Origin of the sequence: Halalkalibacter alkalisediminis (assembly GCF_028610705.1) — a bacterium.
In the GTDB taxonomy this organism is placed as follows: domain Bacteria; phylum Bacillota; class Bacilli; order Bacillales; family Bacillaceae_D; genus Halalkalibacter; species Halalkalibacter alkalisediminis.
In genome coordinates, this window is record NZ_JAQQWT010000003.1 from 59,385 (window position 1) to 83,772 (window position 24,388).

General features: G+C 36.7%; 24 protein-coding genes. 5 read left to right on the forward strand and 19 right to left on the reverse strand.

Annotated elements, in window-relative coordinates; all coding sequences use genetic code 11:
• Nucleotides 1–3 precede the first annotated feature (3 nt).
• The 3 genes from PQ474_RS05155 to PQ474_RS05165 are packed head-to-tail and all read right to left on the reverse strand — an operon-like array spanning nucleotide 4 to nucleotide 2,835.
• Nucleotides 4–1,182, reverse strand: a complete 1,179-nt coding sequence (locus PQ474_RS05155; RefSeq protein WP_273840976.1) for an acetyl-CoA C-acetyltransferase — start codon at nucleotides 1,180–1,182, stop codon at nucleotides 4–6.
• A gap of 13 nt (nucleotides 1,183–1,195) precedes the next feature.
• Nucleotides 1,196–1,972, reverse strand: a complete 777-nt coding sequence (locus PQ474_RS05160) for an enoyl-CoA hydratase/isomerase family protein (RefSeq protein WP_273840977.1) — start codon at nucleotides 1,970–1,972, stop codon at nucleotides 1,196–1,198.
• A gap of 14 nt (nucleotides 1,973–1,986) precedes the next feature.
• Nucleotides 1,987–2,835: a 3-hydroxyacyl-CoA dehydrogenase family protein gene (locus tag PQ474_RS05165; protein WP_273841341.1), complete on the reverse strand. Its 849-nt coding sequence runs from the start codon at nucleotides 2,833–2,835 to the stop codon at nucleotides 1,987–1,989.
• Between the two features lie 380 nt (nucleotides 2,836–3,215).
• On the opposite strand from PQ474_RS05165, the gene PQ474_RS05170 reads away from it, so the two are divergent.
• Together PQ474_RS05170 and PQ474_RS05175 are read left to right on the forward strand one after the other, a co-directional pair.
• Complete coding sequence (locus PQ474_RS05170) at nucleotides 3,216–4,352, forward strand: dicarboxylate/amino acid:cation symporter (protein ID WP_273840978.1); 1,137 nt, start codon at nucleotides 3,216–3,218, stop codon at nucleotides 4,350–4,352.
• Between the two features lie 212 nt (nucleotides 4,353–4,564).
• The gene (locus tag PQ474_RS05175) at nucleotides 4,565–5,251 is read left to right on the forward strand and encodes a sporulation protein (protein WP_273840979.1); all 687 of its coding nucleotides are present in this window, start codon (nucleotides 4,565–4,567) and stop codon (nucleotides 5,249–5,251) included.
• Nucleotides 5,252–5,294: 43 nt separating this feature from the next.
• Here the strand turns inward: PQ474_RS05175 and PQ474_RS05180 are convergent, their stop codons facing one another.
• From PQ474_RS05180 to PQ474_RS05200, 5 genes are all read right to left on the reverse strand, one after another.
• Nucleotides 5,295–5,768 (reverse strand): hypothetical protein, encoded by a 474-nt coding sequence (locus PQ474_RS05180; RefSeq protein WP_273840980.1) that lies wholly within the window; start codon nucleotides 5,766–5,768, stop codon nucleotides 5,295–5,297.
• 87 nt (nucleotides 5,769–5,855) lie between these two features.
• Nucleotides 5,856–6,515, reverse strand: coding sequence for a serine/threonine protein kinase (locus PQ474_RS05185; protein WP_273840981.1), 660 nt, complete (start codon nucleotides 6,513–6,515; stop codon nucleotides 5,856–5,858).
• Nucleotides 6,516–6,539: 24 nt separating this feature from the next.
• Complete coding sequence (locus PQ474_RS05190) at nucleotides 6,540–7,325, reverse strand: TerC family protein (protein WP_273840982.1); 786 nt, start codon at nucleotides 7,323–7,325, stop codon at nucleotides 6,540–6,542.
• 88 nt (nucleotides 7,326–7,413) lie between these two features.
• Entirely contained in the window at nucleotides 7,414–7,692 is a 279-nt protein-coding gene (locus tag PQ474_RS05195; RefSeq protein WP_273840983.1) for a YkvA family protein, read from the reverse strand.
• A gap of 233 nt (nucleotides 7,693–7,925) precedes the next feature.
• Nucleotides 7,926–9,062: a glycerate kinase gene (locus PQ474_RS05200; RefSeq protein WP_273840984.1), complete on the reverse strand. Its 1,137-nt coding sequence runs from the start codon at nucleotides 9,060–9,062 to the stop codon at nucleotides 7,926–7,928.
• Between the two features lie 291 nt (nucleotides 9,063–9,353).
• Between PQ474_RS05200 and PQ474_RS05205 the strand changes: the two genes are divergently transcribed.
• Nucleotides 9,354–9,794, forward strand: coding sequence for a universal stress protein (locus PQ474_RS05205; protein WP_273840985.1), 441 nt, complete (start codon nucleotides 9,354–9,356; stop codon nucleotides 9,792–9,794).
• A 257-nt stretch (nucleotides 9,795–10,051) separates the two neighbouring features.
• A complete protein-coding gene (locus PQ474_RS05210; RefSeq protein ID WP_273840986.1) occupies nucleotides 10,052–10,888 on the forward strand; it encodes a LysM peptidoglycan-binding and 3D domain-containing protein in 837 nt (278 codons plus the stop codon).
• 891 nt (nucleotides 10,889–11,779) lie between these two features.
• Here PQ474_RS05210 and PQ474_RS05215 read toward each other — a convergent pair.
• The 6 genes from PQ474_RS05215 to PQ474_RS26335 all read right to left on the reverse strand — a co-directional run bounded on the left by PQ474_RS05215 (nucleotide 11,780) and on the right by PQ474_RS26335 (nucleotide 18,039).
• Entirely contained in the window at nucleotides 11,780–13,012 is a 1,233-nt protein-coding gene (locus PQ474_RS05215; protein ID WP_273840987.1) for an L-lactate MFS transporter, read from the reverse strand.
• A 510-nt stretch (nucleotides 13,013–13,522) separates the two neighbouring features.
• Nucleotides 13,523–14,266 (reverse strand): phosphoglycolate phosphatase, encoded by a 744-nt coding sequence (locus tag PQ474_RS05220; RefSeq protein WP_273840988.1) that lies wholly within the window; start codon nucleotides 14,264–14,266, stop codon nucleotides 13,523–13,525.
• A gap of 49 nt (nucleotides 14,267–14,315) precedes the next feature.
• Entirely contained in the window at nucleotides 14,316–14,957 is a 642-nt protein-coding gene (locus PQ474_RS05225; RefSeq protein WP_273840989.1) for a hypothetical protein, read from the reverse strand.
• A 184-nt stretch (nucleotides 14,958–15,141) separates the two neighbouring features.
• On the reverse strand, nucleotides 15,142–16,758 hold the full coding sequence (locus tag PQ474_RS05230; protein WP_273840990.1) for a two-component system sensor histidine kinase NtrB: 1,617 nt from the start codon (nucleotides 16,756–16,758) through the stop codon (nucleotides 15,142–15,144).
• A 283-nt stretch (nucleotides 16,759–17,041) separates the two neighbouring features.
• The gene (locus PQ474_RS26330) at nucleotides 17,042–17,482 is read right to left on the reverse strand and encodes a zinc-binding dehydrogenase (RefSeq protein WP_337956323.1); all 441 of its coding nucleotides are present in this window, start codon (nucleotides 17,480–17,482) and stop codon (nucleotides 17,042–17,044) included.
• Nucleotides 17,483–17,490: 8 nt separating this feature from the next.
• On the reverse strand, nucleotides 17,491–18,039 hold the full coding sequence (locus PQ474_RS26335) for an alcohol dehydrogenase catalytic domain-containing protein (RefSeq protein ID WP_337956324.1): 549 nt from the start codon (nucleotides 18,037–18,039) through the stop codon (nucleotides 17,491–17,493).
• 118 nt (nucleotides 18,040–18,157) lie between these two features.
• Between PQ474_RS26335 and PQ474_RS05240 the strand changes: the two genes are divergently transcribed.
• A complete protein-coding gene (locus PQ474_RS05240; protein WP_273840991.1) occupies nucleotides 18,158–18,991 on the forward strand; it encodes a deoxyribonuclease IV in 834 nt (277 codons plus the stop codon).
• 350 nt (nucleotides 18,992–19,341) lie between these two features.
• Here PQ474_RS05240 and PQ474_RS05245 read toward each other — a convergent pair whose 3' ends face one another.
• The 5 genes from PQ474_RS05245 to PQ474_RS05265 all read right to left on the reverse strand — a co-directional run bounded on the left by PQ474_RS05245 (nucleotide 19,342) and on the right by PQ474_RS05265 (nucleotide 24,338).
• A complete protein-coding gene (locus tag PQ474_RS05245) occupies nucleotides 19,342–20,397 on the reverse strand; it encodes an anti-sigma-I factor RsgI family protein (protein ID WP_273840992.1) in 1,056 nt (351 codons plus the stop codon).
• Nucleotides 20,394–21,101 carry an RNA polymerase sigma-I factor gene (gene sigI, locus PQ474_RS05250; protein WP_273840993.1) on the reverse strand — a complete coding sequence of 236 codons (708 nt, stop codon included), beginning with the start codon at nucleotides 21,099–21,101 and terminating at the stop codon, nucleotides 20,394–20,396. Before sigI ends, PQ474_RS05245 begins: the two co-directional genes overlap by 4 nt.
• Before the next feature lie 138 nt (nucleotides 21,102–21,239).
• Nucleotides 21,240–22,082 (reverse strand): hypothetical protein, encoded by an 843-nt coding sequence (locus PQ474_RS05255; RefSeq protein WP_273840994.1) that lies wholly within the window; start codon nucleotides 22,080–22,082, stop codon nucleotides 21,240–21,242.
• A gap of 15 nt (nucleotides 22,083–22,097) precedes the next feature.
• Entirely contained in the window at nucleotides 22,098–22,580 is a 483-nt protein-coding gene (locus PQ474_RS05260; protein WP_273840995.1) for a hypothetical protein, read from the reverse strand.
• 435 nt (nucleotides 22,581–23,015) lie between these two features.
• Nucleotides 23,016–24,338 carry a S8 family peptidase gene (locus PQ474_RS05265; protein WP_273840996.1) on the reverse strand — a complete coding sequence of 441 codons (1,323 nt, stop codon included), beginning with the start codon at nucleotides 24,336–24,338 and terminating at the stop codon, nucleotides 23,016–23,018.
• Between the last annotated feature and the right edge of the window lie 50 nt (nucleotides 24,339–24,388).

Consider the following 24,388-nt stretch of genomic DNA (forward strand, 5'->3'; position numbering starts at 1 on the left):
TTTTTATAACACTTCCCAGATGGCAGCAATTCCTTGCCCACCACCGATGCACAATGCTGATGCTCCATACTTTTTATTTCTTCTCTTCAACTCGTATAGTAGGGATAGACTAATTCTTGCACCACTAGCGCCTAATGGGTGTCCTAGGGCAACTGCTCCACCATTTACATTTCCAATCTCAGGGTTAAATCCGAGATCTTTTTGACAAGCCAGATACTGAGCGGCAAAAGCTTCGTTGATTTCAATTAAATCCAAATCGTCTACCCTCATACTTGCTCGCTCTAAAGCTTGACGAATGGCAGGTGCGGGGCCAATTCCCATATACTTAGGTTCTACGCCAACAATCCCCCATGAGACAAGACGTGCGATCGGCCGAAGGTTCCGTTTTTCGGCATACTCACCTGACGTGACGACAAGTGAAGCAGCTCCATCGTTAATTCCACTTGCATTTCCAGGCGTAACGACTCCATTTTCTTTAAAACGGGCTGGTAATGTACTTAGTTTTTCTGTTGTCGTTTCTCTTGGATGCTCATCTTCATCTATAACTTTTTCTCCTTTTCGACTCTTTATTGTATAAGGGACAATCTCTTTAGCAAAATAGCCTTTTTCCATTGCATTTAGTGCTTTCTTGTGACTATTTGCTGCAAATTGATCGATTTCCTCACGTGTAATCTTAAATTTTCCTGCAAGATTCTCAGCAGTGATGGCCATTGAACATTTTCCATAGGGATCATATAACGCTTCCCATAAATAGTCTTCCATTGGTGCCTTACCTAGTGGCAATCCCCAACGCGCTCCTCTTACGACATGAGGTACTTGACTCATATTTTCTGCCCCACCTGCTATAGCCACTCTTCCTTCATTTAACTGAATGGATTGAGCTGCATTCACTATTGCTTGTAAACCTGATCCACATAAGCGGTTAACCGTGAGTCCTGGTACATGCTCAGGAACCCCCGCTTTTAATCCAACATGTCTGCCCATATAAATCGCATCCGTGCTCGATTGAATGACATTTCCCATTATGACTTGATCCACTTCTTCAGGTTCAATGGATGAGCGTTTCATGGCTTCTTTTGCTGTTGCTGTTGCTAAATCAATAGCTGACACATCACGAAAAGAGCCACCAAATTCCGTAAACGCCGTTCGTGCACCCTCAATGACAACAATTTCTTTATTCATTTTTAACCCCACCTTATCTGCCAGTAAATTGTGGCTTTCTTTTATCTACAAAAGATTGCATACCTTCTTTACGATCTTCACTTGCAAATGCATTTCCAAAGCAGGCTGCTTCAAGATCAAGTCCTGATTTCAAATCAACACTTGTACCTTGATTGATAGATTTCTTTAGCATTTGCATAGCAATGCTAGGTTTTCCCGCCAATTTCTCCGCCCAATTTGTCGCTTCGGTAAGCAAATCTTCTAATTCAACAGATTTATTAACAAGACCAACTTCAACAGCTCGTTCCGAATCAATCATTTCACCAAAGTATAGTAATTCTTTTGCTTTTGAATGACCAATTAAACGAGGCAATCGCTGCGTTCCACCACCACCTGGAATAATACCTAGGTTGATTTCTGGTAGTCCAAATTTAGTATTGGATGAACAAATTCGAAAATCACAGGCGAGCGCTAATTCACAGCCTCCCCCTAAAGCAAGACCATTTACAGCTGCAATGACTGGTTTGTTAATCGCTTCCACTTTGTCGTACGCCGCTCTCGATACTCTTGACATCTCTAGCATCTCTGCTCCATTCAAATTCATCATTTCATTAATGTCGGCTCCCGCAGCAAAAGCGCGGTCCCCTTTCCCTGTAATGATAATAGCTCGAACAAGAGGATCCTTCTCTAACTCTTCAAAAAGATTGGCAAGCTCTTGATACAATTGGGTATTTAGTGGATTATAAGGCGGACGATTTAAATAAACCGTCGCCACATGATTTTCATCAAGAATGTATTCTACAGTTTCCATTTTTCCATCTCCTTTTACTTGTTGTAGTCGTACCAACCTGCTCCAGACTTTTTACCAACACGCCCAGCACGTACTAGATTTCTCAGTGTAAGTGGTGCAGCAAAACGTGAATCTTTAAACTCTTCATAAAAATAATCCATTACATGAAGGCCAATATCTACACCTGCGTAATCTTGAAGTGTAAATGGTCCCATTGGATAGTTCAGCCCAAGTGTGACAGCTTTATCAATATCCTCTGGACTAGCCACTCCCTCTTCTACTAAACGAATGGCTTCAATAAATTGTGGAATCATGATTCGATTCACAATAAAGCCAGGAGTATCTTTCTTTACTTCAATTGGTTCTTTATTAAAATCAATCGATAATTTCTTTAATTCTTTTACGGTTTCATCACTAGTTTCATAACCTCTAACGACTTCTACTAACTTCATTACCTGAGGTGGATTAAAAAAGTGCATCCCCGCTACACGGTCAGGACGATTTGTCGCCGAAGCAATATCTGTGATAGACATAGAAGATGTATTCGAAGCAATAATGGCTTCTGGTCTAAGAATTTCATCTAAACTATGAAAAACAGCTTTTTTCGCTTCTAAGTCTTCAATGATCGCTTCAATGACCACTCCACAATCTTTCATATCCTCTAATTTAGTAGTGAATGTAATTCGTTCAGTAATCTCTGCTTTTTGTTCCTCCGTTAACTTTCCTTTGGCAATTTGGCGATCCATTAATTTTTGCATGCGAGCTAAAGCATTATCTAAAAAACGTTGTTCCACATCTCGTAGAATAACCTTAAATCCTGAAATCGCTGTTTGATGAGCAATGGCTCCACCCATCGTCCCTGATCCTACTACTCCTATCATCATGGTCACATTAAGCCCTCCTGTGTAATCTTGCATTTGAAATTATTTGATTAATTAAATAGTATTATTTTCCTCAGATTTTTTGTACCTTAAATCCAAGGAATTAAACGCTTTTAATTCCATAAATAGAAGGAATTACTACAGTTCACTTCTCATTTGCTTCAATGTAACCTTCAGTGCCCCTATGAAAAATGTTTATTATTTTTACGTTTTTAAATAAACAAGCCGATTATTTCCCCTTCGTATTTCTTATTAGTTTCTTAGTATATTAAATTAATAATTCTGAATACAATAAAATCTATTGTGTAAACTCAAAAGATATGTAAAATAGGAATATACATTTGTCTCTTTCAAACGGACATTACTTCAAAGGAGTTTTTAAAATGAATTTAATTGTTAAACTAATTATTGGAATTATCGCTGGGATCATATTGGGTTTATTCGGTCCTGAATTTTTCATTCGAGTATTGATCACGCTCAAAGTTTTATTTGGAAGTTTTATTGGCTTTATTATTCCTTTCATTATCTTATTTTTTATTGCTAGCGGGGTAGCAGGTCTCGGAAAAGGGTCTGGACGTCTTGTCGGAATGACCGTCGGGACTGCCTATGTTTCTACAATCATTGCTGGCCTTTTTGCCTTCATTTTGGCAACAATGATCCTACCAGCTTTAACAACAGAATCGACAAGTGTAACGGAAGGTTCCGCTCTAGAACCGTTCCTAACGATTGAAATTGCTCCCTTAATGGGCGTTGTGACCGCGCTGTTAACGGCCTTTGTTTTCGGAATTGGGATTGCCAAAACGAATGGAGAATGGTTAAAGAAGTTTTTTGATGAGGGAAAAGCGATTATTGAGTTAGTGATTGCAAAGATTATCATCCCATTTTTACCCGTTTATATTGCTGGTATCTTTGCTGGTATGGCTTCTGAAGGAACCGTTTTTGGTACGCTTAAAGTGTTTGGAGTTGTATTGCTACTTGCTATTGTAACTCACTGGGTTTGGTTGCTCATTCAATACTCTGTAGCCGGAATGATTTCTAGAAAAAATCCTTTTATGCTACTAAAAAATATGCTACCGGCTTATTTCACTGCAATTGGTACGATGAGTAGTGCTGCTACGATTCCTGTAACTCTTAAATCGGTTAAACGAAATGATGTCAAAGAGGATATAGCCAACTTTGGTGTCCCACTTTGTGCGACCATTCATTTATCAGGGAGCGTCATTACGATTGTCATGTGTGCCATGGCCGTTATCATGCTGTCACCAGAAATGACACAGCCTTCTGTTACTCAAATGTTACCTGTTATTTTTATGCTTGGTTTAATTATGGTTGCAGCTCCAGGTGTACCTGGTGGAGCGATAATGGCAGCACTAGGTGTGTTGACTTCAATGCTTGGTTTTAATGAAGCAGCTATTGGTTTGATGATTGCTCTTTATATGGCTCAGGATAGTTTTGGTACGGCCACGAATGTGACTGGCGATGGTGCCGTTAACGTGATCATTAACCATTGGGCTAAATAAAAAAAAGCTGATTTATAGTGTCCACTCTATAGATCAGCTTTTCTTAATTTAATTGGTAATAATTAAACACATATTTCTTCATTTTTAAGTAGTTTGAAATTAAAAAAATTGGTATTCTATCATTAGTATTATTATGTTAACCAACTTGCGTACAAGAATTTTTTTGAAAGTTGCATATAATTATAGAAACGTTTTTGGAAGGAGAGGGGTTTATGTTTGAAAGACTATTTTCTTCAATAGGAATTGGGTCTGCAAAAGTAAATACTGTTCTGTATCAAGGGAAAATTGAACGAGGTAAGGAAGTGCACGGCGAAGTACATGTATATGGTGGCAAGGTGGAACAGACCATTTCGGAAATTTACATTCATGTTGACACAGAATTCCATAAATTTGATGATGAGATGACTGAGTTTCGTGATGTTACAGAACCAATTATAGAGATAAAAATTACCGATCCGGTTGTCGTTAAACCTCATGAAGAAAAGATTATTCCGTTTTCATTTACGTTACCATTTTATACACCTGTTACATTTCGCGATCAAAAAGTTCATATACAAACGGAATTAGATATTAGCTACTTTAGTCATCCCATTGAAACGCATGATTTTGATGTGGTTGACCCACTTATCGATAACATCATTAGTCATCTTACTGAACGTGGATTTTTACACAGTACTAAGAGTGGATTATGTAGACATAAATTACCTACAGAAACGAATCCTACTCACTGTCTACAAGCCTTTCAACTCTCTAACTCACAAGGAATCCAAGTTGAATTTGTAGGGAATGAGAAAGACATTGATATTTATGTGCATGAAAAAAACCAAGTTCATCATTATAGTTTAAAAAGAGATACCAATTTTGAAGATCAAATATCTCTAGTCACAATAGCATCATAAACCAAAAATAGATGAGCGAACTGGAAGTTCGCTCATCTATTTTCTAGTTAATCTGTTTTCGACCCTGATTAATACGACGTTGGAAGAAAATAAATATCGGAAGTGGGATAATGATCCACCCTAAGCTCTTAATGAAACTATTTAAAGCCGATTGCCTTTGATTATCAATTTGTTGTTGAGCCATGGATTCATATTGCGCCAGCAGTTCTTCCTCAGAATACACTTTAGTTGCGTTATCATTTTCTGATTTATACTCCCTCATACTCTTATAATCTTCAAATGATTCCATATACGTATTAGGTGAAATATAATCAGCAATGGACATAAATGCAAAGACCCCTCCGCCAATTACCATGATCAACGTAATGAATGCTACAGCGTATTGATATACCTGTTTAATCATACCTTCCCTCTCCTCGTCATTTAACATAGTTGAAGCGCGTTTTGCCCCTAAAGAAAGTAAAGCAACCATTCCAATTATAAGAAACAGAGCTAATAACAGAACTATCATTCCCATCACTTCACCTCTAAACTAGGATCTACCATTCTCTCACAAGAACAAGACTGCCATTCTAGTGATAAAACGAAAAATTTGATTAGAAAGTTACAATAACTTACTAAGTTTTTCCACACAGTCTTGGTAGTGGAAATGACTTGGTTGAGATTGATTAAATCTTTTTCTAACGACTTCCATCACCCAATAAGGAATTGCCCTTCCTCGAATCATGTTATAATACTCCTGATATCCCCGTCTCAAATAATCCCATCTATAATCGTTTCCTTGTTTCAGATATTCAGAGACATCTAACAATTTGGCTCTACCCTTATAAAGAAGAATGTTCTTCAAATGAATATCTCGAGGATTTAATCCTCTGCTTTGTGCATAGTTTCGCGCATCATCCACATCTTGAATAGCTTGCTCAGGTATATGAATTCCTCGTACTAAGCATTCATACAACGTTAACCCTTCTTCATAACTAATGACAAGATAATTTGTACCATTTCCATAAAATCTTGGAAAGTAGTGTGAGTGACCTAATTTTGAGTATACTTTTTTTTCAATTTCGACTTTTTCGAGTTTCTCTGGAGTGAAAACTTTGAAAGCAAGTTTAGGTTCATCGAAAGAACGAAAGACAGCAGCATCTGTACCTATACCGATACATTCTATCTGATTTGGGATCCGTTTTACTGTAACAGGCTCGTTCTCTTGATTTGCTACTACCTCAATCTGCTTAATCGCTTCAGCCAAATGATCCCAACTCAATACAATCCCACCCTTCTTTAACGATTACGCACTTTGATTAGCCCGTTCTTCTTCAATGGTTTTTTCTTTTGATAAAAACCATCCACCTAAAGCAATAAAAATCAACACTACATAAAAGGTCGCTTTCCAACCGGTTGATTTCGCAAAAGCTTCTGGTAAGACAGCCAATTCAGGATGTGACAACGTATAGACCGCGAGTTTCACTCCTACCCAACCAACTATCATAAATGCAGCAATCTCTAACCCTGGTCTTGCATGAAGTAACTTTACAAATAATGTAGCCGCAAAGCGCATAATGACTAAACCGATGAAGCCTCCTGTGAAAATGACTAAAAATTTCCCTCCATCTAAACCACCAATATGAGGTAAGCCTGTATCAGGAAGAACTACCGCTAATGCGACAGCTGCTAAAATGGAATCGACTGCAAATGCAATATCAGCCAATTCTACTTTAAGAACAGTGACCCAAAAACTCGACTTCTTTCCTTCTTTTAAATCCTCTGTCTTTCCTTCTGCCTTTTTTATGATTACTTTTCTAAAAATATGATTACATGCAATAAATAAAAGATATAAAGTCCCTATTGCCTGAACTTGCCATACTCCGACAAGAAATGAAATCGCAAACAGTGATGCAAATCGAAAAACAAAGGCGCCTGCAAGTCCGTAAAATAAAGCTTTCTTTCTCTCCTCTTCTGGGAGATGTTTAACCATAATGGCTAACACCAGTGCATTATCGGCTGCTAAAAGTCCTTCAAGAAGAATTAATAATAACAACACCCAGCTATATTCTAATAATAGGGAGATCTCCATCTAACAAAATCCTCTCTGATCTTTATCTTAATTTGAAATGCCGGATGCAACCTTAAAAAAAGAATCTGTTGAAACTACATTTTTTTAGCTAAGTAGGTAACTGATGTTTTATTTTTAAAGACTGAGGAGCTATTTTTACTATTCTCGTTAAAATAAAAGTGGCTAGCATCACATCATCAAGAATACCAAAAAAAGAAATAAAATCTGGGATGAGATCAAAAGGAAATACGGCATAAGCAACAATAAGCGAGACTCCTAAAATTTTCTTTTGTACTTGTACTTCTTTTGACGAAAAAAAGTCTACTAAGAACGGGATAAATTTCCAAAATTTAAAGATAAACGTCAATCTTTTGAAAAACCTAAGCATTCGATCACCACCTTTAACTAAAAAAACCTTTACCATAGAATCGGTAAAGGTTTCTCAACATGCAAAAAAAGACCTTTACTTACTATTGTAAAGGTCTTGCTAACAACGTAAACGTCGCCAACAAAGCCGGGAGCAAACACTCCGTAATGACGACTTTATTGTAAAAGCTACTCCCCTTTAGGAGAAATATGAAAATATTATTTGCTTTATCATAAGCTAGTGTTATAAATTCGTCAACTTTTTTTTACCGACATCAGCCTAATCACGTTTTCAGTTGTCGATTCAATAAGATGGTCTGCTTGTTTCATCGCTGCTTGTAGATGCATAGGCGAGTTAACAATACTAAAAAAAGCACTTATCCCTTGTTCATATAGATCTTCATACCCCTGTTCTAAACTGCCCGATATACAAACAACTGGAACACCATATTTTTTTGCTCGTATCGCAACACCCATCGGTACCTTTCCAAAACTCGTTTGTCTATCCGTCTTACCTTCACCGGTTATAATCAGATCGGCATCCATCAAATAACTCTCGAAATGGATTTGCTCTAAAATAATATCAATGCCTAATTGTAGACTTCCATTCAAAAAGGCCATCAGTCCTGCCCCTAATCCACCTGCAGCTCCAGACCCAGGTACACTCATAATATCTTTAGACAAATCTGCCTTGATCTTTTCGGCATAGTGTTCTAAAGCTGAATCTAATAGATTAACCATTTCAGGAGTAGCACCTTTTTGAGGACCAAATACAACTGAAGCACCGCTATCACCGCATAAAGGGTTCGTCACATCACACGCGACGACAATTTCAACATTTCTTAGCCTGGGATCGAGGTCACTCATCGAAATCGTTTCAAGATCAATGAGCCGTTCTCCACCAAGAGGTAATTCCCTCTGCGCTACATCGAGAAATTTCACTCCTAATGCAGTTGCCATCCCGGCTCCACCATCATTTGTTGCACTACCACCAATCCCGATAATAATTTTCTCGCAACCTTGGTCAAGAGCCTTTTTTATCAACTGTCCCGTTCCATAACTCGTTGCCTTTAAAGGGTTTAATTGCTCCTTATTAATTAATGTTAACCCTGACGCTTCAGCCATTTCAATAACAGCTGTTTTTTTATCACCTAATAGTCCCCACTTTGCATGAACTAAATCGCCTAACGGGCCTTTTACTCTTTCTGAGTAAATACGTCCATTCGTATAGGCAATTAATGCATCTATTGTCCCTTCTCCGCCGTCAGCTAAAGGAACACATTCAACATCTGCATTGGGTAACACATTCAAAATACCTCTTTTCATCGAGGTTGATACATCTATAGAAGATAAACTACCTTTATATGAATCTGATGCTATGATAATTTTCAAGTTTTGCACCAACTTTTTCAAATTTTGAACAAGGGAAAACAATGTATTTTTATCTCATGTTCTAGCTTCCATTTCAAATCTACACTTGTCATAATCTTGATGCACACGAGATTAAAAAGAACTCGCCTTATAAGAAGGAAATACAACTGTAACAAGTCATAATTTTCACTTCATTTATTTTTAAAATTTCCAACCTTGAATTCTATTCATGTGATCAATATCACATAACCTACAAGAAAAATCGATTATGCTTAACTCAAATATAACATTAATTTACAGGGAGTGATCAAAATGTCTTTGAATTATCAAACGATACTTGTAGCAATCGATGGGTCAACTGAGTCTGAATTAGCTTTACAGAAAGCATTTAAATTAGCCAAAAGAGACGAAGCAAAACTTGTGATTGCTTATGTAATCGATAACAGAACTTCGGCTTCCATTGAGCATTATGACAGGACTCTTACTGAACAAACAGAAAAATTCGGTGTGGACTTGTTAAAACAATATTTACATGCGGCGGTTGAGGCGGGTATCAAAGATGTAGAAACCGTACTCGAATATGGTTCACCTAAAGTAAAAATCCCTAGAGATATTGCCAAAAGTTTTCATGCTGATTTAATCGTTGCCGGCGCAACTGGTATTAATGCTGTAGAAAGACTTTTTATTGGTAGTGTCTCTGAAAATATCACAAGAAGAGCTAAATGTGATGTATTAATTGTAAGAAAGCCTTAATTCTACCTTCTAAAGACAACAGGTATTACTGTTCACGCAGTGATACCTGTTTTTTTGCCCATAATTTTTCATGGAAATATGTAACTATGAGGTTAGAATGGCTACAAAATGTAAAACTTCTTAAGGCTCGTAACCTTTCTATCATTAGCCTGTCATGTCTGTAATCTAATTGTTACAAGCCTGTTCTTTGTCTCAAATAGAAACATGTTATAGTAAAGGCGCTAGAGTAGTTACAACATATTTTCTGGAGGTATCACATGAAGAAAAGCATTCAATCACTAGCAGCTGTTGCAGTCCTTACAGGAACATTGGGTTTTGGTTTTAGCGCTTCCGCTGAAGAAGTGACGGTCCAAAAAGGAGATACATTATGGGGAATTGCTAATAAACATCAATTATCAATAGAAGATTTAAAAGAATGGAACGACCTAACTAGCAATCTAATTTTTCCAAATGATCGTTTAAAAGTAGCTGTTTCAGAAAAGTATCAAGTTCAAGCAGGCGATACTTTATCAGGGATTGCTAGTAAATATGAAGGGGTCACATGGAAAATGATTCAACAATGGAATAAGGTGGATAATCCTAATTTAATTGTGACCGGTCAAATTTTAGACATCTACATAAATGGAAAGCCTATAGTTGAATCCGTACCAACACAAGAAAAACCGGTAGATACAAAAGAAATACAGGTTCAAACCAAGAAAGATGAAGAAGCAGTCACTCCAACTGAAGAATCAACTAAGGAAGAGCAGAATCTGAATCAACAAGAACCTGAAAAAGAAGCAGATAAACCTAGTGAAGCGGTAGCTCAAGAGCTTACAATGTCAGCAACTGCATATACTGCGTCTTGTAACGGTTGTTCAGGTATTACAGCTACTGGAATTAACTTAATCGACAATCCTAACAAAAAAGTGATTTCTGTGGATCCTTCTGTCATTCCACTTGGTACAGAAGTCTATGTTGAAGGATATGGACATGCTATTGCTGGAGACACAGGTGGAGCAATTGTTGGTAATAAAATAGACATTTTTATACCAAATAAAGAGGATGCCATCAACTGGGGTGTCCGTGACGTTAAAGTAACTGTATTTAAATAGTAGTATATGTAAGAACCAATATGCTTGTTGCTAATTGGTTCTTTCTTATTCAGGGATAGACACCTGTTTTTAAGAACGCTTATTCGCCATTATTTTTTTGATGACGGGATAGATGACAAATCCCCACTTAATGAATCGAAAGAGTCTACCCATATAATTTTAGTCCTCCTAATGAAAAGATTACTAATTAGTTTCCCATTTAACCTAAAAAATAAACCAGAGTCTATTCAATAAATCAAATAGACTCTGGTTCATGAGCTAAATGTATATTATTTTTCTCTAGGTTTAATTCGCTTGTCCATAAAAATGGTTAACTTCTTCTAGATTGATTACTCCTTCCTATCGTAACGGTCGTTCCTCATATCTAATGCTAGTGATTGTAAATATCTAGGTATGTTATTAGGCATCTCACAGTTATTACAATATACATGGCTTGCTATCCAAAAGTACTCCCTCAAGATGTGCTCTTCAATAGGTTTAGGCATTCCACAATGATCACAAAACATGAGATAGTCCATTTGTTACCTCCTTTGTTTTTTACATGTCGAACTCCCATAGGACGTACATTCGAATAATATTTAACATGACCTGAATTAGTTTTTAGCTTCTTTACTTTTTCAACAATCCTACTCAAGGCTCCTGCTACCTTAATATTAAATTTATTCTAACAAATATCTTTATATTCATAATCATCTTTTTATTAATATAAGGGCAGTTATAAATAGTTGGATTATATGTAAATAAGGCAGCTGTTAAGCTGCCTTATTTACATTCGTGTCTGAGACGGGGCTCATAATTGAAATTTTCATTTTACAAGCTGCCATTTTTTTGTATTTAGCGTTGCATAGCCCAACCCATTTTTCACTCCTAAAAGAAAAGCACATTATCTTTTTAGTTCTTTACCGCTTCTCTTTCTACCATTCTCGTAGATGGCACCTGTTTTGGAATGGTTATTAATTTAGCCATAATCATGGATAAAATACAAATTAAACCAGCAAATAAGAACGCTTGTGTCAGTGGAATAGCCTTGACTATCAGTGGTCCAACAAACGCTGAAAGCCCATATGCTTGATACATAAATCCATAGTTGCTGCCCATGTTTCTTGTACCGTAAAAATCAGCTGTTACTGAAGGAAAAAGAGCTAGAAATCCTCCAAAACAAAAACCAATTAAGGAAACAGAAACTAAAAACAAAGAATAGTTCATTAAACCCGTACTCATATAAAACATGATCAGCGCTGTTAATCCGTAAATCACCATCAACGTATTTATTCGTCCCAAACGATCAGAAAGTTTCCCTAAGACGATTCGTCCAGCTGCATTAAATAATGCAATGACCATAACAGCATTTGCCGCTTTTTCAAGATCTAAACTCACTAAATCAACACCAATATCAACAGCAAAACTAATAACCATAAGTCCAGACATACTCCCAAATAAGAACATAAACCATAGTAAGTAAAATTGATACGTTCTTAGCATTTGTCTAGGTGAGAACTGAACGCTTGTTTTTAAATCAAGAAGAGAATCGGTTATCTTCCCTACTTGCGTACTCGTAGGAAGCTGTAAATCCGTAGGAGGATTTTTTAACAACTGCGCACCAGCAACGACTAACAACAAGTAAATGATTCCTAAGTATAAAAAGGCTGAAGAAACACCAGTCGATTCTATAAAAAAACCAATAATAGGTTTATAGATTAAGCCACCTAAACCAAATCCCGCAACAGCTACTCCACTAATAAAACCCCTTTTCTCTGGAAACCACTTCACACATGCAGATAAAGGACAAACATAAGTCATACCTATTCCAATTCCACCAATGATCCCATAGTAAACGTATAGTTGAAACAAGGATGTCGCTTGACTTGAAAGAATTAAGCCAATTCCAAGTAAGAACCCACCAATTGTCGCAACCCACCTAGGTCCAATATGATCTTGAAGCCTACCTGCAAAAATGGTTGCTAAGGCAAATGTCGCAATGGTAATGGAAAAGGTGACAACTACATCTTCCCTTGCCCAACCAAATTTATCAATAAGAGGCTGATTAAATAAGCTCCATGCATACACCGCCCCTAAATTAATTTGAATCATAACTGCACCTAATACAACTAACCACTTACTCATGAAATCTCTCCTAACTAAACTGCCAAAATAATTCAAAATAGTGCAAATTTATAAAAAAAGAGACCAACGTTGATGTTCTTGCATCAGCGTTGGTCTCTTTTGTACTCACTCTCGTGTTTACGTAAGCAACCATTTATTCATTTAATCTTCTTAAGAATAAATAAAATGATAAAACAAATTTCTATGTGATTTCTGTTACCCTTATCGACTGACATTGGCAAGAGCTATCTCCAATTTGATTTTTCAACTATTACATATCCATTCATTATTATAAATAGGCATTGTAGAACTGTCAAACATTCATCATTTAAAAAACCTTACTAAATAAGATCTTCAAAGTTCGTTAATTTTTTGCAAAGTCATTAGCTTTATATGTATCGAGATTAATTTAATAAACCGATCATACAACACAACTAGGGAGACAAAAAATAAAAAATGTTTTAAATCTCCTAACATTTCAAAAACAAAAAAAGCTCACTCCAACAACATTGGAATAAGCCTTCTTCCTTCTTATAGTAACGCCCATTTACGAATGGCTACTGCCACTCCATCCTCTATATTAGTTGATGTCACCCAGTCAGCTGATTCCTTCACGAAAGGCTGAGCATTTCCCATGGCAACTCCAATACCAGCTTCTTTAATCATAGCTAAATCATTAAGACTATCTCCCATTGCTAGTACATTGTCCATTGTAATACCTAGTCGCTCGCATACTTTTTCTAATGCCTTGGCTTTATTTACTCCTGCAGCATTAATTTCAAGGTTAGTTGTACTCGAATTGGTCACTTCAAGAGCTGGGTTTTCCTTTAGTTCTGCTAAAATCAACTCCCTGATGCTATCTTCCTTTACATCAAAGCCAAACTTCATCCATTCATGTGCAGAAATATCACTGGGAAATTCTTCTCTTATCACTTGATTGACCGTAGCTGCCCAACAAGTTGTTTGATGCTTTTGCGTCAGTCCCCACATTTGTTCAATATGTTTAATATCAAGTAACTGCCTTTCAACTAGCTCTCTTTTTTCATCCCAAATCTCACTTCCATTAACGGTAATCAAATGAGCATTAAGCTCTAATGAATTGACTAATTCATCGCATGTCATCCTTGTCCGGCCGGTACTAATGACCACATGAATTCCCTTTTCTTCAGCTTCTTTAATCGCTTGATGATTTTCATCAGAAATCACATGTTGATCATTTAAGAGCGTTCCATCCATATCAATCGCTATTAATTTAATCTCTTTCTTTTCTATCATATAAGCACCCCGTTCTATTATCAGTTTATTCTTATTTTAACAGATCCCTTCAATTCTTGCTTAACACTCCTAGTTTCAAGGACAGAAAAATCAACAGATACATTTGAAAGACTATCAAGTCAAAAAGATAGATTATACTCCAAAAATAACTTGTCTTCATATAGATGGACAAAGAGAAAAAAGAAGCATCAATGGATTGAAACCAGGAACTAGCTAAGAGTGAGGTATACTCAGCTAAATTGTTAAAAGTCATTTTTTCTAGTAAAAACCATATATAATGAATCATTATAAAAGCAAATGTATGAGTGAAAAACAAGGTAAACCTATACGGAAGATGTCGGTCCCAGCCTTCTTGACCTTCAAACTGGTCAAGACGTTTACTATTGATGTTAAATTTCCTTTTTATAAACTGGTCCATTCGTTGAAAATCTGAACGACCTAATGTACTTGCATAAGTAATAAACAAAACAATTACAATTTGGAAAAAGGAGATCTCTCCTGTGAAATAATAATCAATCCAACCTAAGAAAATTTGAAAAACATTAATGATAACAATGAATACAAAACACCACTGACTTACCCGCTCAAACCGCAACCAATAGCGGCAGAAGAAAAACAAACCAACTAAGACCCATGTTAGTCCTTCCGAAACAACAAAAAGCATCCAGCCATGTTCATACAAAAAAGACACATCCCCTACTCCCCTCATTCAGCTTGTCATGATTCATATGAGAAGAAACTAGAAATGATAACCTAAATTCGAGAATACACGGCAAAAAGGCCTAATTTTAAGAGGCTACTGAAAAAGATTGGTTTTACCTTTCTCAAAGATTGGTTTTACCTTTCTCAGTGGCTTTACTTTCAGTAGGCCTTACCTAGTCAACTTTTTTCATTAACTCCAATGTAATTAAAAACGTCGTACCCTTTTCAGAACTGGAAAAAAGTTCAATTGTCCCATTATGATATTCAATAATACGTTGAGCAATGGTCAACCCTAACCCTGTTCCTGTATCCTTTGACGTGGAAAAAGGATTAAAGAGGGATTCCTTTGTTTCAACTGGTATTCCAGGACCTGTATCTTGAAAGAAAAAATAGAAATGCTCATGATCCACCTTAGAATACATCGAGATCGTTCCTTTTCCTTTCATTGCTTCACTACTATTACGGATGAGATTATACAAGACCTGCTTCATTTGCTTTGGATCTATCAGTAATAGATGATTATCTAAATTCACTTCGAATTTTAGCTCGTCTGATTTATTATATAAGTAAGGCAATTCGTCAAGGACGTCCTTAAAAGTCATAACCTTTAGTACAGGAGCACCTGGTTTTGCAAGCATTAACATTTCTTCAATAATCGAATTAATACGGCTAAATTCAGTAATAATTAATGGTACTTGAAATTTATTTCTATCCTCCTCAGACAAAGACTCTTTGATCAGGCTAAAGAAGCCTTGGATAACTGTTAAAGGATTACGAATCTCGTGAGCAGCTCCAGCAGATAATTCACCAAGCAGTGCTAATTTCTCAGATTGATGAATCCTTTTTTCTAATTTTTCAGTGTTTGTTATATCGATAAAAAAGAAAATTGTCCCTATTAACTTCTCATCTATATCAAATAATTCAGATTGAGAGACTAATAGAAGATAATCATCCTTTCCTTTTGTAAAGCGCACTTTAACATTGTGGCAGATCTTTTGTGAACTTAATATATGCCAAAGTTCATCGTTAGACGCCTTGAGAGGGTCCGCAACAGTCACTTTTAAATCTTCAGCGTTCATTTCTAAAAGCCGTTCTGCAGAAGTATTCAAGGAAAGATCGGCAAATTGTTTTTCTATCGTAATGATTCCTACGGGTAAAGAGTTTAGGATTTGCTCTCTAAATTTTTGTGCTTTAAGAGATTCCTGATATAAGTAGAAGTATTTTCGAAAGACAATTGTTATCGTTACTAGAAGCAATGTAAAAACAATGATTCCCAAGATCGTGTTCGACTCAATTAGCATCGCTAACATTAAAGCTAAGCCCAGTGTTACCAAGTAATGGTATAAGGTTTCTTTCATACTTTCCTTCGTAATTCTAAATACATCTGAACCAGCGACTAAAAAATAGAGTCCAATCATCAAAATATTTATACCCGAATAGCTAGCTATTGTAAGCATATAAGAGAAAATTTGACTTAGATGGATTTCTCCTGCGGTTCCACCTGTTAATACAAATACCGAGTAAGCCCCAATGATCATTATGGCGTACATTGAAAAGTTAAAAAGCTTGCGGCGAAATATGGTTTGCCGGTTTATTAAAACATGTAACACACTACTGATGAATAACAATGTTAATGTCATGTTTAGACCGAAAATAAAGATAGAAGCGAGGTAAATAGTTGATGCCAACGTTAGCGCATTCCCTGAAGGGGGAAGGATGATTGTAAAATGGACCAACAGAAAAATAGACGTACTTAGCAGCAAAATAACTAGTAATTTATTAAAACTCAATTCTAGAGAAACTTCATAAAGTAAATAGAACAGACTACAGCCTATAATGGAGACAATCATTATGTAAATGTCAGTGCTTTTCAATGACCTCGCAAAATTCTTCATAAACTGCCCATATCTTCACTTTCTTTTAAATTGTATAAATAGAGTTTTTTGGTATTTCTTATAATACCAAACACTACACGCATGTTAAGAGGTTGTCAACAATTTCTGACAACCTCAACCACCAAACTCATTACTTTAGACTCATTAATACGACGGCCACCTAGGTCTTTTGTACTTTTTAACAGCTTATTTTAATGGCAATTTTACCAAATTGTTCTGCTTCATTTAATCGACTTAAAGCCCCCCTTGTTTCACTCAATGGAAACACTTGATCAATTACTGGTTTAATTTGATGCAGTTGAATAAATTGAAGCATCTCTCGAAATTCCTCACGACTTCCCATTGTAGTTCCGAACATTTTATATTGTCCATAAAAAAATTCGCGTAAATTCAACTGTATTTCATCTCCAGCGGACGCACCAAATGTGACCATTTTTCCGCCTTTACGAAGTTGCCTCAAGGACTTATTAAATGTTACTGCTCCAACAGTTTCAACAACAATGTCCACCTTCTCTTCTTTAAGTTCTTCACTCCACTCACTATTTGTGTAAATCGCTTTATCAGCTCCAAGTTCTAGTGCTTTCTGGAGTTTGTATTGTGAGCGTGATGTAACGATCACACGTGCGCCTATCGCCTTAGCAAATAATAATAAAAACGTGACCGCTCCCCCCCCCCGATTCCTGGTAATAATATCGTATCAGTAGGATTCACCTCTGCTTGAGTAAACAGCGCTCGATAAGCAGTTAATGCAGCTAAAGATAACACGCCGGCCTCTTCCCACGATAAATGTTCACGCTTTCGTTCGATATTATCAGAAGATATGACTACCTTTTTTGCCAAAGTTCCATCATCAGGCAATCCTAAAATTTCAAAATCAACGGGTGGAGCGTCAGTCTTTTGTAACCATCTTAAACTAGGGTTAATGATAACTTCATCACCCACCTTAAAATCTGACACCGCTGTACCAACTAGTTCAATAATACCTGCACCATCTGAGCCGATGACTAAAGGTGGATCTGTTAGAGCATGGCGATCTAACACAAATAAATCTCTGTGATTTACACCAGCATACTTCATCCTCACCCTTACTTCATTCTCCTTTGGATCTAATTCCTTATGCTCGCGTAAATAAGTTCCTGCTATCCCTTGTATTCCTTCATGTACAAATGCTTTCATCTACTTCGCCTCGATCCTCTTTTAGTCTATTTTAATCAACAAGCGAATTTTAGCCAACATAATTAAGACTAATATCGGGGAAACGAAAGATAGTAAACTAAATCCGGAGGTCACGTTCATGTTTTTTGGTAGTCATGTAAGCATTCGAAAAGGCTTTTTACAAGCAGCTAAATCTGCATTTCAAATAGGAGCAACAGCCTTTCAGTATTTTCCGAAGAACCCTAGAAAAATTGGCATAAAAGAATTGGATCGTGAGGATGCCATTTCCTGCTCTCAGTTCTGCTTAGAACATAACATCGTATCCATTGCCCATACCCCTTATCCAACCACGCTCATACCTGATAGCACGGCACTAGAGCAAAAAATGACCGAGTCTCTACTCAATGATTTACAGATTTCAGATACATGTGGATCCATCGGGGTTGTCGTTCACTTTGGGGCGACCACAAAAATGGATCCTTTAGAAGGTTATAAAAAAATGATCCATGTTTTAAATCTTGTGCTCTCCAATTGGAATGGCGAAGCAAAGATTCTTATTGAAAACAATGCGGGTTCAGGAAGCGAAATGGGCATTACCTTAGAGGAAATGGTTCAGATTCGCAATTTAACTGATTATCCTGAAAAAATTGGTTTTTGTTTTGATACTTGTCATGCCTTCGCTAGTGGAATATGGACAGGTGACAATTGGGATGAACTAGAAAAGAAAGGAGAAGAGTTACAATACTTCAAAGAGCTGAAAGCCATTCATTTTAATAATTCTAAATATCGATCTGGTATGCGGAAGGACCGACATGCAAATCTGTCAGCAGGTCATATCACTGAGGAACAACTAAAACACATATTAACCTCAGTCTCCTTACCTTCTGTCCCCTTCATACTAGAAACACCGAAAGATGAAAGCCTATCACATCGACAGGAAATTCAATTAATGAAGCAGTGGTCTAAAAGATAAGACCCACTGGTTATTTCCCTAACCCTGAACGTACTGATCGAACTTTCCCACTTTAGTTATTGGCTTCCTCAATCATTAACTATAAAACACAGAGGAAGTATTCATTCAAACATACAGATCTGAAAAAACATGTCAACGTGATGTTATTAGCAGAAGTCTTCTTCAACATGATGATCATTTGAGCAATTTGTCTAGAATAACAGATGAAGGAGAGCTGTTCGAAATAAATCCTGAGAACAAAAAGGCTACTGTTCAATATGATCAAAAACTTAGTTTACGACATTTAGTCCTTTCCCTAAAATCCCATAAAAAAGAGTGCTAAATTTGATTTAGCACTCCTCCAACTAGTATTAATTCCTTACATTCCGTTCATTTGCCTGAGAGTTCTTAGGGTTTGGGTTAGCTTTTTTCTCTGAACCTTGCCCTTGCGCTTTGCTTTCTTGTTGGTTTTTCTTATCGTCCTTTGCTTTTTCAGCTTTCGATGGTTTCTTTTCAATTCCTTTCTGGTCCTTTTGTTTTTCAGCTAGCTTGCCATTCTTTTCTGATACTGGTTTCGTTTCTGGTTTCGTTTCTTTATTCTTCTTTTGATCGTTTGATTTAGATTGCTCAGCTGCTGGAGACTGCTCTTTGTTACGGGAGTTCTTGGTTTCACTTTTTTGCTTTTCCTCTTTTCGTTCTTTGTTTTCCATACGCTTAAGTTCTGCAAGCGTCTTCCCTTTAATCTCCGCTTGGTCTTTCACAACCCCACTTGCTTCTAATACTTTGTATTCTTTATAGTAATTCAACGAAAGGTTATGCTCCTTTGCTTCTTCATACATCTCTATTTTCTCATTCGAAATAATCACTTCCGAAACAACATGATGCTCTTCTAAAGAAACATAAATCACTTCTTCTAAAAGGGAGATCATTTCTTCAGATTCCTTTTCAAGGGGAACAACCGATGTAGCAATTAGCGGTTCCTCGACCTGAACATAGCCACTATTTATCGTCTTTTCTAGAATTTGTCTCAAAACATCAGATAAATCATTTTCAAGTTGTAAATCTGCTAGAATGTTTTGACCATCTTCATTTAACCCTTCAACACGAATGACTTGATACTGGTCATCTGTCGCTACCTCAATACTAGGATTAATATCAATGGTAATGATAAATGCTTCTTCCGCACTACCACCAAAAGGAAATGTGAGTGAAGTGAAGATGAGGAACAATAACGCTACTGCCATCGCACTATATGGTAGCCAACGTTTGTTGATCATTTTGTTTTCTGTATAGGAATAGGCTTGCCCTATTAAAGGGACTTCAGTTTTTAGCTTAGGAACATTTTTAAATGATCCTTCTTCTGTTATTAAGACGATTTGAGTTTCCGTTACTTTTACTACAGTCCCATTTATGATTTCCTTCTTCATGATTTTCCCTCCTTCTTCACAAATTGTGATAACTGTTCCCATTGCCGGTTGAGTGTAAGTATGATTAATGTAATAAGATATTTTCGATGTCGTTCTAGCGTTTTTTTCTTGACGCCATATTTTTTCACAATGATTGTGATAGGTAATTTCTTTTTACGTTGCAATAATTCAGTACATTCTTGATCTTCAGCAATCAAAGAGGCCAATTCCAATAACGAAATTCGACTGTCTTTATGTTTGGGTGAATGCTGCTCTAGCTCCTCAAATGAGATTTGATACTGTCTTAGTAAAGCATCTAGTTCTAATATTTCTTCAACTAACTCAGTTGTTTGAACCTGTTTCTCGTACAGCTCCATTGCCTGATTATTTTCTTGTTCAATCGTCGATTCTTCTTCATTGGTTAAATGAAGGGACAAGTGAGCTTCCTTTTTCTCTTTTCTATAGAAATCAATTAAGTCTCTTTTAATCAATAAATAAACATAGTTTAAAAATTGACGTCCAGCTGTTGCATCAAATGTATCAATTGCCTTATTAAACGCAAGTAAGGCAATACTCGCTTCTTCATCACTCCAAGTAACAAACTTATGAGTAATATGTCCAGCAACATTGATTACATATGGTTTGTAATGTTGAATCACTCGTTCGCGCGCTACTTCATCTCCATTTTGAATCTGTTCTATTACTTGTAAATCAACTGCATTCATTTTAGACACCTACTTAGTGACCGTTATATTGATCTATCTAAGATAGCACGTTCAAGAGCTCTAGAGAATAGGTAACAACTGCTAGTAGTTGTTACCCATCTTCTATTTCTCTTAATCGAATCGCTTGCGTAATAGATATTATTTGTCTTTTCCGTTGTTTCCTTTGCTTTGTTGACCTGATGTTTGCTGTGCTTTTTCAGCTCTGTCTTTCCCTTTTTCTTGAGCTTTTGCAGCCTTTTCTTTTCCTTTTTCAGCTTGGTTGCCTACTTGATCCTGTGCCTTTTGAGCTTTTTCTGCTTTTCCATTTTGCTTTTGAACAGATGTACCCGTTATTTCTTTCTCTTCACCTGTTGTTACTACTACTTCCTCTTCATTTCCTTGCTTTGATGCTTTCTTTTCTGCTTTACGGTGCTCTTTTCGTTCCTGAGCTAATTGACGCTTTTCTTCTGCACGCTCTTGATTAGCTAGCGCCTTCTCAATTCCTGCTAATGCCGGTGCAGGGAGGTCTCCACTCTCAAGTAACTCTTTTAAGTTCACACCACGCATAGATATTTTTTCAGCCAATTGTTCTTCTGTTTTTTTGTACACGTTTAATTCCTCTGCTTCTAATTCTTCTTTATATGGTCTATCCAGAAGCTCTTGAATTTCATCAATTTCATTATTGTATTTTTGAAGCATAGCCGTAGCCTCTGCGAATCTTTCTTCCGTAATTAGAACTTGTAGTCGATTATTTTTTTGAGCTATAAATTCAACTAAAAGCATCAGTCTCTCATTCTCAGAACTTGATAATTCTAAGGCTACTTCTTGAAAAATATCGACAAATCCAATTAATTCAGAATCAACAAAAACGTCCTCCGTTTTAATTGAATCTACCTCACTTGCATTAATTTTTTGTTCATAAGCCACTGTTACTTCATTCGCATAGGCAGTTTGCCCAGTAAAAAACAAACCCACTACTAGAAGTGCTAGCATTTTTTTCATACCTAACCTTCCTCTCTAGTACAGTCGTAAAATACTTTTTCTAAATTCCTCTATTTCTTTGACATTCGTTTGATGCTCATTCTCAGGTGTAAAGAACGTCAAGACGAGTGTTTCATTTTCAGATGTCTCGACAAAAAGATCTGAACGAGTATTTTCCGTTTGATTAAGTTTAAATGAGAGACTTTCTTCCGTTTCATTAATCATTTCAACGAAATTTCCGTTTAGGTTTAGTTCTTTTTTTATTTGATCAAGCGTTTTAATACTCGGAATAATCGACACGATTACTCGAAGATCATCTTGCTTAAAAGTTGCATTAAACGGTTCAGTTGTTACTTCTGCATCTAATATCCAATTGCCTGATTCAAATATTTGAATTCCAGCTTCTTCATTCTCATAGATTACGGGCTTCTCTGTACCTTCAACCTGCACAGACTCACATGCTGCCACGACAAATAGCGTTAATGCGATACATAACGAAAATAATCGGGTTTTTAGCAATGGTGGCCACCTCACATATATGTACATAAATTTCATTTAAAAACTCGATCCCTAATCTATACGAAGGTGATTTTATTTTTAGGGGGTCTTACAGAAATTATATTTTAATTTAAGGTAAATGAAATTAAATAAGAAGACTAGCCCCAATTAATGGGTTCGGTCAGAGATAGAAAACTTAAATAACGTACCAAATAGGAATTCTATTTGATGTTAGAACTAAAAGCAGCCTTTACGTCGAACAGGGAAAAGCAATGCTCTTGTCATGAAAGCATCGCAACCGTAACCCAAATAGCAGACCTTTTAACACCCTAAATGGCAGCAATATGATGAACTAAAGACAACTGCGATTTAGTATTAGTATCCCATTTGTAATATTTTTTTTGTTTTTCTAGCTCACAACCAAACCCGTTACCCCAAAATACACCTTCTTTTTCTCTACTTAGGAATTGCCTTCTCCGCATTGATATATCCTGCACCGTAAACGTTTGGATCTTTCTCTCTCCATAAGTCCGCCCCATTCATTAACAGCTCTTTTACCTCATCAGGAGTAGCACTCGGTTTTTGCTGTAAAATAAGCGCTACAATACCTGCACAAATAGGGGTTGCCATTGAGGTACCAGATAAGACAAAATAATCTGAGCCAATCCGGTTGCTCTTCTGTAGTTTATCTAAATAGGATCTAGGTGATCGCAACGACACAATGTTTACACCAGGAGCTAAAATATCTGGCTTAACGGCTCCATAAATTGTCGGCCCCCTGCTCGAAAATGAAGCAACTTCATCATCGGATCTTGTATCAGCTGTATTTCGATCATCAAGTGCACCAACTGTAATCACTTTTTCACTTACCCCTGGACTCGCAATTGTTCTCGCTTCAGGACCTTCATTTCCCGCAGCCACGCACACAACAATTCCACTCTCCCATGCCTTTTCGACAATCTGCACCATTGGATCATCACTTGCATTTTCATATGGTTGTGCTTGCGAGCCTAAAGACATATTAATCACTTGAATTCGATTCTCTGGCTGAGTTGCATTATAATTGATGCACCATTCAACTCCTTGCATTACCGTTTCCAATGAGCCTGAACCCATCTTATTTAGAACTTTAATTCCAACGACATTAGCACTCGGTGCCGGACCTATATAAACGCCTGATGTCGATGATCCATCTCCTGCTACATCTCCTGCACAATGGGTCCCATGTCCATTATCGTCATACGGTTCTGTACGATGATTAATAAAGTCAACAAAGTCAACGATTCTTCCTCCAAGATCTCTATGCGGATAAATACCTGTATCAATAACAGCAACTGTAATACCTCGTCCTGTTAATTCCGTTTGATTTCGCACTATATTTCTTGCATTAGCTGATATAACCGCTGTGTCTAATAGAGCATGCACTTCGCGATTTAAGTAGATTTTCTTAATATGATCACAGCTAGTAAGCATCTTTTCTAATACGACTGGAGTAACCTCTGCGCTACAGCAAGATATACTCGAAAATTCATTTTTCATTTTACAACCAAAGTGATTTGTCACCATTTCATTCGCTTCCACATAGCCTTCTTCATAGTGTTCGAATTCAATAATAATAGACAGCTTTCTCGTTTTTTTAATAAAACCTTCAAACATATTATGCATAAAACAAGGTGTCCATTTAAAAGGCTTATATAAATTTACAATTCTCTCACGCAACGGTTTATCTAATCTATGAGAGTGTGTACGAGCCATTCTCACCATTGAAAACCCAAACATCTAATAACCTCCTTAGATTTATGATCTTAATAATCTATGAAGGTAGAGTG